General features: G+C 66.7%; 7 protein-coding genes. 6 read left to right on the forward strand and 1 reads right to left on the reverse strand.

All coding sequences use genetic code 11. The features are described 5' to 3' along the window. The first annotated feature begins 18 nt into the window (after nt 1–18). The 3 genes from C0541_RS15245 (at nt 19) to C0541_RS20785 (ending at nt 5,364) form a co-directional block, all read left to right on the forward strand. Entirely contained in the window at nt 19–2,406 is a 2,388-nt protein-coding gene (locus C0541_RS15245) for a TonB-dependent receptor plug domain-containing protein (protein ID WP_115049570.1), read from the forward strand. A gap of 312 nt (nt 2,407–2,718) precedes the next feature. Further along, on the forward strand, nt 2,719–5,118 hold the full coding sequence (locus tag C0541_RS15250; RefSeq protein ID WP_115049572.1) for a TonB-dependent receptor plug domain-containing protein: 2,400 nt from the start codon (nt 2,719–2,721) through the stop codon (nt 5,116–5,118). A 21-nt stretch (nt 5,119–5,139) separates the two neighbouring features. Continuing rightward, the gene (locus C0541_RS20785; RefSeq protein WP_153064993.1) at nt 5,140–5,364 is read left to right on the forward strand and encodes a hypothetical protein; all 225 of its coding nucleotides are present in this window, start codon (nt 5,140–5,142) and stop codon (nt 5,362–5,364) included. A 12-nt stretch (nt 5,365–5,376) separates the two neighbouring features. On the opposite strand, the gene C0541_RS15255 is transcribed toward C0541_RS20785, so the two are convergent. Then, nucleotides 5,377–6,570, reverse strand: coding sequence for a cytochrome P450 (locus C0541_RS15255; RefSeq protein ID WP_115049573.1), 1,194 nt, complete (start codon nt 6,568–6,570; stop codon nt 5,377–5,379). A 435-nt stretch (nt 6,571–7,005) separates the two neighbouring features. On the opposite strand from C0541_RS15255, the gene ybaL reads away from it, so the two are divergent. The 3 genes from ybaL to C0541_RS15275 all read left to right on the forward strand — a co-directional run bounded on the left by ybaL (nt 7,006) and on the right by C0541_RS15275 (nt 11,812). Then, nucleotides 7,006–8,703, forward strand: coding sequence for a YbaL family putative K(+) efflux transporter (gene ybaL / locus C0541_RS15265; RefSeq protein WP_115049575.1), 1,698 nt, complete (start codon nt 7,006–7,008; stop codon nt 8,701–8,703). A 214-nt stretch (nt 8,704–8,917) separates the two neighbouring features. Continuing rightward, the gene (locus C0541_RS15270; RefSeq protein WP_115049577.1) at nt 8,918–9,679 is read left to right on the forward strand and encodes an HpcH/HpaI aldolase family protein; all 762 of its coding nucleotides are present in this window, start codon (nt 8,918–8,920) and stop codon (nt 9,677–9,679) included. After that, nucleotides 9,680–11,812 (forward strand): TonB-dependent receptor family protein, encoded by a 2,133-nt coding sequence (locus C0541_RS15275; RefSeq protein ID WP_115049579.1) that lies wholly within the window; start codon nt 9,680–9,682, stop codon nt 11,810–11,812. The last annotated feature ends 116 nt before the right edge of the window (nt 11,813–11,928 follow it).

The following is an 11,928-nucleotide window of genomic DNA, read 5'->3' on the forward strand; positions in this document are numbered from 1 at the left end:
ACTCGGAGTTGTCACCGCATGAATTGCAAGACCAGTCCACTCGCAGTTGCCGTTGTTCTTGCACTGTCGTTTTCCGCTTCAAGCGCAGTCGCGCAGTCACAGGCTCCCGCCCAGAAAACCCTCGATACCCTGATCGTGACCGGCACGCGCGTGGCCGATCGCACCGTGGCCGAATCGGCATCGCCGATCGACATCATCTCGCCGCAGGCGCTGGAATCGACCGGCACTACCGAGCTGGCGACCGCGCTGTCACGCGCGATCCCCTCGTTGAATTTCCCCCGCCCGGCCATCTCCGACGGCTCGGACGCCGTGCGCCCGGCGCAGCTGCGCGGCCTGTCGCCCGACCAGGTGCTGGTGCTGGTCAACGGCAAGCGCTACCACAGCACCGCGTTGATCAATCTCAACGACACCCAGGGGCGCGGCTCCTCGCCGGCCGACCTCAACACCATTCCGATCGCCGCGGTGGAGCGCATCGAAGTGCTGCGCGACGGTGCCTCGGCGCAGTACGGTTCCGACGCCATCGCCGGCGTGATCAACATCGTGCTCAAGGGCAGCGGCGAAGGCGGCAGCGTCAACGGCCGCTACGGCAAGTACAGCGCCGGCGACGGCGAGCAGTATCAGCTGTCCGGCGATGCCGGCTTCAGCTTTGCCGGCACCGGCAAGGTGCACTTGGCCGCGCAGGCCGGGCACTCGGACCAGACCAACCGCGCGTTGCCGTTCGGCGGCCGCGTGGAGCAGCGTTACGGCGATCCGGACATCGACCAGGGCGCCATCTCGTTCAATGGCGAATACAGCCCCACCGATTACCTGACCTTCTACTCGTTCGGCATGGTCAGCCGCCGCGAGGTGCTGTCCAACGGCTACTTCCGCTTTGCCGGCGACACCCGCAACCGCCCGGAAATCTATCCGGACGGCTTCCTGCCGCAGATCTACAACGTCAGCAAGGACGTGTCCTGGGTCGGCGGCTTGAAGACCTCCACCGAAGGCGGCCTGAACATCGATCTGAGCTACAACTACGGCCAGAACAATCTCACCTTCGATGTGCGCAACAGCTTGAACAACAGCTTAGGGCTGGCCAGCCCGACCGACTTCCACGCCGGTACGCTGGAAGTGACCCAGAACGTGCTCAACGCCGACTTCACCAAGACCCTGGACTGGGGCCTGGCCTATCCGGTCACGCTGGCCTTCGGTGCGGAATGGCGCGGCGAGAAGTTCAACCAGTCGCCCGGCGACGCGGCATCCTCGGCCAACGGCGGCATTCCGTCGGCGGCCGGTACGCTGATCCCGGGCGCACAGGTATTTCCGGGCTTCAAGCTCTCCGATGCCGGTTACTACAACCGCAACAGCCACTCGGCCTATGTGGACCTGGAAGCGGATCTGACCGACAAGTTCTCCGCCGGCCTGGCCGGGCGCTACGAGAAGTACAGCGACTTCGGCGATACCGCCACCGGCAAGCTGTCTTTGCGTTATGCGTTCACCGACAAGATCGCGCTGCGTGCCACCGCCTCCACCGGCTTCCGCGCACCGTCGTTGCAGCAGCAGAACTTCCAGTCGATCGCCACGCAGTTCCTCAACGTGGCCCAGCCCAACGGCACGACCTCCGCGATCCCGTTCGAGATCGGCACCTTCCGCACCGACAACCCGGCGGCCATCGCACTGGGCGCCGAGCCGTTGAAGGCCGAGGAATCCAACAACTACGGGCTTGGCGTGGTGCTGCAGCCGGTCGAAAACCTGTACATCACGGTCGATGCGTATCGCATCGATATCGACGACCGCATCGTGCTGTCGGAGAACCTGACCTCTGACCAAGTCCGCGGCTACCTGCAGGCCAATGGTTTTCCCGGTATCGGCGGCGGGCGCTACTTCACCAATGCGGTGGATACCAAGACGCAGGGCGTGGATGCAGTCGGTACCTATCGCTGGAACCTGGACGGCGGCAGCGTCGAGCTGACCTCCGGCTACAACTACAACAAGACCGAGGTGGAACGGGTCGCCGACAACCCCGCCGCGCTGGAAGCGATCGCCCCGGGCACCGTGCGCATCGGCCGCGCGGAGCTGGGCCGGATCACCGAAGGCACGCCGCGCGACAAGTTCTTCCTGGGTGGTACCTGGTCGCCGGGCAACTGGTCGTTCACCGGCACCGCCACGCGCTGGGGCGAGTTCACCACCTTCGGCACCAACGCCGGCAGCGACCAGACCTATGCGGCCAAGTGGACGCTGGACCTGGCCGCGTCCTACAAGCTGGGCGCGTGGAACTTCACCGTCGGCGGCGACAACGTGCTCAACGAATATCCGGACCGCCAGGAAGCCGGCCTGGGCACGCGCAACTACCTGCCCTACAGCAGCGCCTCGCCGTTCGGTTTCAACGGTGCGCTGGTGTATGCCAACGTGAACTACAAGTGGTAAATCGCCACGTGCCGGTCGGCAACGACCGGCACCTCGATCGTCGCGTCCTGCGTCGCTGAGAGCAGGCGTCACTCCCGCAGCATCGCTTGCCCTATCCGATGGTCGCGACAGGGCGAGTTCCCCCTTCTTTCGCAAGGATGCGCCATGCAGCAGACGCTGCGTCGCAGTCCGTTGTCCTTGCCGTGCCCGCCATCCCGCCAGCGCCCACGCGCTGCGTGCAGGCGCCACGGATCACGCAGTCCCCCGTCCCCTTCCCCCGCACTACGCGCAGCGCAGTGCTGCGTCCATCATCACCCTTGAGTCTCCATTCCCATGCACACCTCCAACGCACTCTCGCTTGCGATCTCGGTCGCGCTCACCGTCTGTACGTTTGCCGCCAGTGCGCAATCGCAGCCTGACCAGCCGCAGAAAACCCTGGATACGCTGATCGTCACCGGCACGCGCGTCAGCGACCGTACCGTGGCCGAATCCGAGTCGCCGATCGACATCATCACCGAGCAGTCGCTGCAGGCCACCGGCGCCACCGACATCGCCACCGCGCTGGGCAAGCTGCTGCCCTCGCTGAACTTCCCGCGCCCGGCAATCTCCGACGGCAACGATGCCGCGCGCCCGGCCACGCTGCGCGGGCTGTCGCCGGATGCGGTGCTGGTGCTGGTCGACGGCAAGCGCTATCACACCTCCTCGCTGATCAACTACAACCCGTACGTCGGGCGCGGTTCGGCACCGGCCGATCTGAACTCGCTGCCGATGTCGGCGATCGCGCGCATCGAGGTGCTGCGCGACGGCGCCTCGGCCCAGTACGGCTCCGATGCGATCGCCGGCGTGGTCAATATCGTGCTCAAGCATGGCGCCGATGCCGGCAGCAATAGCGTGTCGATCAATGGCGGCATCATGGACAAGGGCGATGGCGAGCAGAACGGCATCGACGGCTCGGTCGGCCTGCCGTTCGGCGGCAGCGGCGGCGATACCGCTCCGGGCTGGGTGCGGCTGTCGTGGAACTACCAGAACACCATGAGCACCAACCGCGGCGAAAACACCAACCGCGCCACCACCGTGCCGGGCACGCCCAACCCGGGCGGCGTTCCCTACCAGCGCCACGGCGACCCGGCCTCCACGTTCTACCAGGGGCTGGCCGCGTTCGGCTATGCGTTCTCGCCGAACCTGGAGCTGTACGGCCACCTCAGCATGAGCCGGCGCGAGGTCACCTCCAACGGCTACTACCGCGCGGCCGACAACACCGCGCGCAACGTGCAGGCGATCTACCCGAACGGCTTCCTGCCGCAGATCTACAACCCCACCAACGACCGCTCGGCGGTGCTGGGCCTGAAGGGCAGCACCGAGAGCGAGTGGAATTGGGACATGTCGGCCACCTACGGCAAGAACGACATGAACTTCAACATCCTCAACAGCATCAATACCAACCTGTATTACAGCACCGGCAGCTCGCCGACCACCTTCAATTCCGGCGGCTTCGAAACCGAGCAGGGCACGCTCAACCTGGACGTCAACAAGTCCTTCGACTGGGGCCTGGCGTATCCGGTCAATGTGGCCTTCGGCGCCGAGCATCGCCAGGACCGCTACCAGATCACCGCCGGCTCGCCGGCGTCGTACTTCTTCGATCCCAACACCATCAATCCCGACGACGGCACACCGTATCCGGGCGGCGCCCAGGTGTTCTCCGGGCTGGAGCCGTCGGTGGCCGGCAAGTTCGGCCGCCACAGCAATGCGGTCTACGCCAACCTGGAGGCGGACATCACCGACAAGCTGTCCGGCGGCATCGCCGGGCGCTACGAAAACTACAGCGACGCCGGCTCCACGCGCTCGGGCAAGCTGTCGGCGCGCTACGCCTTCAGCGATACCTTCTCGCTGCGCGGCACCATCTCCAACGGCTTCCGCGCGCCGTCGCTGGCGCAGCAGAACTACGCCTCGGTGGTGACGCTGATCCAGAACGGCGAGCTGGTGCAGGTCGGCACCTACCGCACCTCCGACCCGGTCGCGGTGGCGCTGGGCGCCGGCCCGCTGAGCCCGGAAAAATCCACCAACTACGGCCTGGGCGGCGTGTGGCAGCCAACGGCCAACTTCACCTCCAGCCTGGACGTCTACCAGATCCGCATCTGGGACCAGATCCTGTATTCGGACCAGCTGCAGCTGGCGCAGCCGATCGGCCAGGTGGCCGCGGTGCAGTTCTTCGTCAACGGCGCCACCAGCCGCACCCGTGGCGTGGACTGGATCAACAGCTATCTCGCCGACCTGGGCAGCTACGGCAAGCTCAACCTCAGCGCCAGCGCCAACTACAACAAGACCACGATCCTGGAACTGTCCAACCCCAACTTCGGGCGCGCCAGCCAGGGCCTGCTCACCGATGCCACCCCGCGTACCAAGTACATGGCGGCGGCAGACTGGACGCTGGGCGGCTTTGCGCTGAACTTCAACGCCACCCGCTACGGATCGATCAAGCGCATCAGCGACCCGGCCGATGGCAGCCAGGACCAGACCTACGACGCGCGCTGGCTGTTGAACCTGGCTGCCAGCCAGACCTGGAACGCGTTCACCTTCACCGTGGGCGCGGACAACCTCACCAACCAGTACCCGACCAAGGCGCAGCTGACCACCGCCTACGACGACCGCGCCGGCGGCCTGCAGTACTCATCGCTGTCGCCGTTCGGCTTCAACGGACGCTACTGGTACGGCCGGGTCACCTATCGGTTCTAGGTCGCCACGCTCGATCGCAGCGTGCTGATCGCACGTTTCGATCAGCGCATCTCTCACCCAAACACCGCCGATCGCTCGGCGGTGTTTGTCGTTGTGGGCATCGCGACACAGGTGCGAACGCTGTTGCCATCTGGCGCACTGGTGCCTGCCCCGTCGATGGTCCTACGGATGACGCACGGTGCGTGGGCCGGCATGGTCGCCAGTGGCCGCCATCCGTGCAGCATGCAGGGTTTTATTGACTGCTAGTGGCCGACGACCTCACCAGGAGGCGAGCAGCGCGTCGACACCGCGCAGGTTGGCGCGGTCGTTCCAGCTCAGCGTGTCGAGCTGCTCCAGCCGTAGCGCCGGCAGACGCGCCAGCAGGCAGGCCAGCGCGGCCTCCATCTCGATCAGCGCCAGCCGGTTGCCCAGGCAGTGGTGGATGCCGCCGCCGAAGGACAGCGCACGGCCCTGCTGCCGGCGGATATCCAGCACCTGCGGGTCGCTGAACTGCAAACTGTCGTGATTGGCCGCGCCCAGCATCAGGTACAGCATGGCACCCTGCGGAACCGCCACGCCCTCGATCTCGAACTCCTGCAAGGCCGTGCGCGTGGCGATCTGCACCGAGCTGTCGTAGCGCATGCACTCGAGCACCGCATTGGGCAGCAGGCTCGGGGTGTCCTGCAGCAGGCGCAATTGCTGCGGATGCCGATGCAGGGCGACCAGCGCATTGCAGATCATGTTGGAGGTGGTTTCGTGGCCGGCAAAGAACAGGAGGATCACGTTGGAGACGATTTCCTCATCGCTCAGGCGGCGGCCGTTGTCCTCGGCCTGGATGAAGCGCGTGATCAGATCGTCACCGCCCTCGCTGCGACGTTGCGCGATCACGTCGTGGAAATACGCTGCCAGCTGGTCGTAGGCAACACTGGTCGCCTGCAGTTCTGCGGCCGTCATCATCGGATCGAAGACCTTTGCCAGCGCGCTGGTCGCATGACTCAGCGCGGTGGCATCGGCCGCATCGATGTCCAGCATCCGGCAGATGATGGCGATCGGCAGCGGGAACGCGAACTCGGTCAGCAGGTCGCAGTGGCCGTTGGCCTGGAAGGTGTCGAGCAACCCGGCGGCGGTATCGCTGGCCACCTCGCGCATGGACGCCATCTGCCGCGCACCGAAGGCCTGCGTCATCAGTCCGCGCAACTGCGTGTGCAGCGGCGGGTTGAGCAGCAGGAACATGCGGCTCATGCCCTGGAACAGCGGCAGCTGCACCGCCGCCTCGCCGTAACGCAGCCGAATGCTTTGCAGGTAATCGCGGCCGACCCGGCGATCGCCGAGCAGGCGATCGACCACGGCGTAGCGGCCGGACATCAGCCGCCCGTCCGCCACCTGCACCAGCGGGCCTTCGTCACGCAGGCGTGCATACGTCGGATAGGGATCGTGGCGGAACTGGGGTGTTGCAAAATCGCTGAGATGCATGGCCTGGCTCGTGTGGCGTCGCCCGCAACAGGGGCGGTGCGTGCGTGGACCTGCCGAAGGACGCAGGCGCTCCACTGGAAGTCTGGATTGTCGGCCGGTGCCGCGCCGCGGCCCTGCGCAGGGGCGAAGCGGTGTCGTCAATGTTGAATCGGCGTGCCGGACTTGCGTCGCAGCCCGCACGCGCACGTGCGGGCCGCAGCGGTTACGCGGCGTCTGGCGCATGTACCGGCCTGCGTGCAGGCGCTGCATGTCGCATCACGTTAATCAAGCGCTGTGTACTATGGGCGTCCGGCCAACCGGACCAGCAACGCGGTCCTGTTCCCCCGCGCCGGACACCAGCCATGACCACGCAATGCCCGCAGGCGATGCCCGGCGCAGTGCCGTTGGCTGGTCGCGCCCGCGACGCTCTCTCGGACACTCTCACAACGGATTGGAATGCATCACGACACCAGCCTCATCGACATCATCGCCGTCGGCCTCGCGGTCGCTTTCGTGCTGGGCACGCTCGCACAGAAGGTGAAACTCTCGCCGCTGGTCGGCTATCTGCTGGCCGGTGTCTGCGTCGGACCATTCACACCTGGCTTCGTGGCCGACCAGACCATGGCCAACCAGCTGTCCGAGCTGGGCGTGATGCTGCTGATGTTCGGTGTGGGCCTGCACTTCTCGCTCGACGACCTGATGGAAGTGAAATGGATCGCGATTCCGGGCGCGTTGGCGCAGATCGTGGTCGCCACGCTGCTCGGCTGGGCACTGGCCTGGAGCATGGGCTGGCCGTTGATGCATGGCCTGGTGTTCGGCCTGGCACTGTCGGTGGCCAGTACCGTGGTGCTGCTGCGCGCACTGGAAGAGCGTCGCCTGCTGGAAACCCAGCGCGGCCGCATCGCGGTGGGCTGGCTGATCGTCGAAGACCTGGTCATGGTGATCGCGCTGGTGATGTTGCCGGCCCTGGCCGAGGTGCTGGGCGCCGGCGCGCCGGCAGCGGCGCATGACGGCGAATCCACCTCGCTGCTGGCTGCGCTCGGCCTGACGCTGTTCAAGATGGTGGCGTTCGTTGCGGTGATGCTGGTGGTCGGGCGGCGGGTGATTCCGTGGTCGCTGGAAAAGGTCGCCGCCACCGGCTCGCGCGAGCTGTTCACCCTGGCCGTGCTCGGTATCGCGCTGGGCGTGGCGTTCCTGTCGGCGACGCTGTTCGGGGTGTCGTTCGCACTGGGCGCGTTCTTCGCCGGCATGTTGCTGAAGGAATCCGAGCTCAGCCACAAGGCCGCCAGCGATTCGCTGCCGTTGCGCGATGCATTCGCGGTGTTGTTCTTCGTCTCGGTGGGCATGCTGTTCGACCCGATGATCCTGGTCGAGCATCCGTGGCAGGTGCTGGCCACGTTCCTGACCGTGACCCTGGGCAAGTCGCTGGCCGCGTTCGTGATCGTGCGTGCGTTCGGCCACCCCACCGGCACCGCGCTGACCATTTCCACCAGCCTGGCGCAGATCGGCGAGTTCTCCTTCATCCTGGCCGGGCTGGGCGTGCAGCTGGCCATCCTGCCGGAAACCGGGCGCGACCTGATCCTGGCCGGTGCGCTGCTGTCGATCATCGCCAACCCGTTCCTGTTCTCGTGGCTGGACCGCTGGCAGGCCAGGCAGGCGCAGGACGCCCCGGCCAAGGTGGAGCCGGAGCTGCCGCCCGGCCCGCCGCTGCCGCTGGACGGCCATGCCATCGTGATCGGCTATGGGCGCGTGGGCAGTGCGCTGGCGCAGTTGCTGCGCAGCCGCGGCGTGCCGGTGCTGGTGATCGACGACAACGGCGATCACGTGGCCAAGGCGCATGCGGCCGGCATCCCCGGTATCCGCGGCAGTGCGGCGGCCGACCGCGTGCTGGCCGAAGCGCGACCGGAGCATGCCAAGATCGCGATCCTGGCGATCCCGCAGCCGCTGGAAGCCGGCGAGGCGCTGGCCAAGCTGCGTGCGATCAATCCGTCGCTGACGCTGCTGGCACGCGCGCACAGCGACACCGAGGTCAAGCACCTGCTCGAACATGGCGCCGACGGCGCCGTGCTGGCCGAGCGCGAGCTGGCCTATTCGCTGGCCGAGATGGTGATGTCCACGCCGCCGTATCGGGCGCTGCGCGTACCGGCCTCGTAACCGCACGGCGGACGATGCAGTGCTGCACCAAACCAGAACCCGCCGGCAGCGCCGGCGGGTTTTTTGTTGCGCGCAGCGTGTTCAGTGCGCAACGGCGCATGCCCGTGCATTGATCAAACTGCGACCAGGGCACCGAAAACTGCCCTCCAAATCCACTTGATAATCATTCCCATCCGGCGCAGGATGAGCGCCCGTTTCCTTGGCGACCTCATCCATGACGTTTGCGGTTGGCGTCCTCAACGCAATGCCAAGCGTGCAGGTGTGCGAGCTGCTGGGCCGCATCGGCTACGGCTTCGTGGTGCTCGATCTGGAACACGTGCTGCGCGCGCCGGACGACCTGGAACACGCCATCCGCGCCTGCGAGCTGTCCGCTTGCGAGGCCTGGGTGCGCGTGCCGGAGGTGGACGAAAAACTGATCGGCCGGGTGCTGGACGCCGGCGCGCGCGGGATCGTGATTCCGCGTGCCGAATCGGCCGCGCAGCTGGCCGCTGCCATCGCCGCGGCGCGGTTTCCGCCGCTGGGCCGGCGTGGCATCACCGGCGGGCGCGTCACCGGCTTCGGCAATGTCGACCTGCCCAGCTATATCGCGCAGGCCAACCGCGATATCCGCATCGTGCCGATGATCGAAAGTGCCGCAGGCGTTGCCGCGCTGCCGCAGATGCTGGCCGTGCCCGGCGTGGCACTGGTGATGGAGGGCGCGCTGGATCTTGCGCTGGACCTGGGCCTGGGCCCGCAACCGACCCATCCACAGGTGTGGGAGCTGCTGCTGCAACTGCATGCGCACTGCGCTGCGGCCAACGTGCCGTTCTGCCCGAATCCGCGCACCGATGCGCAACGCGCGCACTGGCTGCAGCAGCCCGGCCTGCGCTGGCTGCTTGCCGGCGAAGACCGCGCGCTGGTTCAACGCGCCCTGCGCGCCCACCTGGCCACCTTCGCAGAATCCACTCCACCACCCGCCCGCAGGAGCACGCCGTAGATGTCGACGTTCCGTTTCCACGCCCTGACCATCGCCATCGCTGCGGCCACCTCGAGCCTGCCGCAGCTGGCGTTCGCCATCGACTCGCCGGATGCGGCGGCCACCGATGCGCAAACGCCGATCCGCGCGCTGGATACGATCCAGGTGCAAGGCAGCCTGCTCGGGCGCTCCAAACCCGACGACGTGCAGCGCTATGCCGGCAGCCGCCAGGTGATCGACCGTGAGCAGCTGCGCAATGGCGGCAACCGTTCGCTGGACGATGCGCTGCAGCGCGTGCCGGGCATCAAGATCTTCGACGAGACCGGCACCGGCGCGTTGCCGCAGCTGATGCTGCGCGGCCTGTACGAGAGCCGCAGTGGCCGCGTGCAGGTACTGGAAGACGGCATTCCGCTGGCGCTGGCACCGTACGGGCAGACCAGCCTGTCGCTGTTTCCGGTGGGGCTGAACCAGATCGACCGCATCGATATCGTGCGCGGCGGTGCGGCCGTGCAGTACGGGCCGAACAATGTGGGCGGGGTGATCAACCTGGTCAGCAAGGAGATCCCCAGCCAATGGAGCACCACGCTGGCGCACAAGGTCACCGCCGGCGGCCAGGGCCAGTTCCTGCAGGACAGCGCGCTCAGCAGCGGCGGCTACCTCAGCGACAATTTCGGCCTGCAGGTCGATGCCAATCGCACCTACGGCGAGTACTGGCGCGCGCGCAGCGATACCGACATCAGCAACCTGCGCGTGCGCGCGGAGTGGTGGCTGGACGACACCAAGTTGCTCAAGGCCAGCGTGCAGCGCTATCTGGTGGACATGGACCTGGCCGGCGCGCTCAGCCCGGACGACTACCGGCGCGACCCACGCCAGTCCACGCGCCCATTGGACAGCTTCAACGGCCGTACCACGCGCGCATCGTTGAGCTATGAGCAGCTGTTTGGAGACTGGGGGCCGCTGCAGGATGTGCGGTTGTCCTGGACCAACTTCAGCGCGCGCAGCAGCCGCAACTTCATCGTCGGCATGCGCCAGGCCGCCACCGAAACCTGGCGTTCGGACCTGCCGCCGCAACTGCGCCAGACCGCACCGCGCGACTTCCGCGTGGCTGGCAGCGAGCCGCGGCTGAGCTGGAGCATGGGCGATGCCGGTGGCGTGCGCCAGCAGTGGACCGCCGGCGTGCGTGCGGTGCACGAGGACATCGATTTCTTGGTCGGCAATCTGCGCCTGCGCGATGGCCTGTTCACCAGCGTGCGCGACTGGCAGTTCGAAGACCGCGCCCTGGCGGCCTATGTCAGCAACGCGATCACCCTGCCCGACGAACGCCTGACCATCACCCCGGGCCTGCGCTATGAGCGGCTGGATTCGCGCTATTTCAATCGCGCCACCGGCCTGCGCACGCGCAACCAGACCCGCGATGTCCTGCCTGGTCTGACGCTGGGTTTCCAGGCCAACGCACAGTGGTTCTTCTATGCGGACGGGCAACGTTCGCTGCGGGCGCCGCAGGTCACCCAGATCATCTTCGGCAACAACCTGGATGCCGAACTGGCCTGGAACTACGAAGCCGGCACGCGCTACCAGCCCAACGACCGCACCCGCATCCAGCTCGGCGCGTATCTGATCGACTTCGACCAGCAGATCCAGCTGGACAACACCACGCGCGTGTTCCGCAACCTCGGCAAGACCCGCCATCAGGGCGGCGAGCTGGAACTGCAATGGAGCCCGGAGAACCTGCGCGCGCTCACCCTCAATGCCGGGTATGCGTACCTGGATGCCAGCCAGGAATCGGGCGCGTTCCGCGGGCTGCGCGTGCCTTACACCTCGCGCAACCAGATCACCCTGGGCGGCAACTACACGCTCGGTCACACCACTGTCGCACTGTCGAGCTACTACTTCAGCAAGGCCTACAGCGATGCGGCAAACACCGTGCAGGAGAACGCCATCGCCTCGGTCGGCGAGTTGCCGTCGTACTGGGTCTGGAACACGCAGGTGAGCCATACGCTGTTCGAACGCGATGGACAAAAATTCAGCGCGTCGCTGGCGATCAACAACCTGTTCGATCGGCAGTACTGGTTCCGCGGCGTGGATACCAGCCCGTGGGGCCGCCAGGCCGCACCGTCGCGCACCGTCACCGCCGGGCTGGAGTACACCTTCTAAGCCTTCCACCCGGCACCTGCCGTCGCGACCGAGGTACAGGGGCGTCGGTCGCCTGACGCAACGGCGCTCGCACCGGCGGGCGCCGCAGACTTTACTGCGTGCATGAGGCACGCATC

The organism is Xanthomonas arboricola (assembly GCF_003353015.1).
Lineage (GTDB): Bacteria > Pseudomonadota > Gammaproteobacteria > Xanthomonadales > Xanthomonadaceae > Xanthomonas > Xanthomonas arboricola_E.

Excerpts from the sequence above, each read along its gene's own strand:
- C0541_RS15255 (WP_115049573.1), bottom strand. The coding sequence starts at position 6,570 with ATGCATCTCAGCGATTTTGCAACACCCCAGTTCCGCCACGATCCCTAT.
- C0541_RS15250 (WP_115049572.1), top strand. The coding sequence starts at position 2,719 with ATGCACACCTCCAACGCACTCTCGCTTGCGATCTCGGTCGCGCTCACC.
- ybaL (WP_115049575.1), top strand. The coding sequence starts at position 7,006 with ATGCATCACGACACCAGCCTCATCGACATCATCGCCGTCGGCCTCGCG.
- C0541_RS15245 (WP_115049570.1), top strand. The coding sequence starts at position 19 with ATGAATTGCAAGACCAGTCCACTCGCAGTTGCCGTTGTTCTTGCACTG.
- C0541_RS15275 (WP_115049579.1), top strand. The coding sequence starts at position 9,680 with ATGTCGACGTTCCGTTTCCACGCCCTGACCATCGCCATCGCTGCGGCC.
- C0541_RS15270 (WP_115049577.1), top strand. The coding sequence starts at position 8,918 with ATGACGTTTGCGGTTGGCGTCCTCAACGCAATGCCAAGCGTGCAGGTG.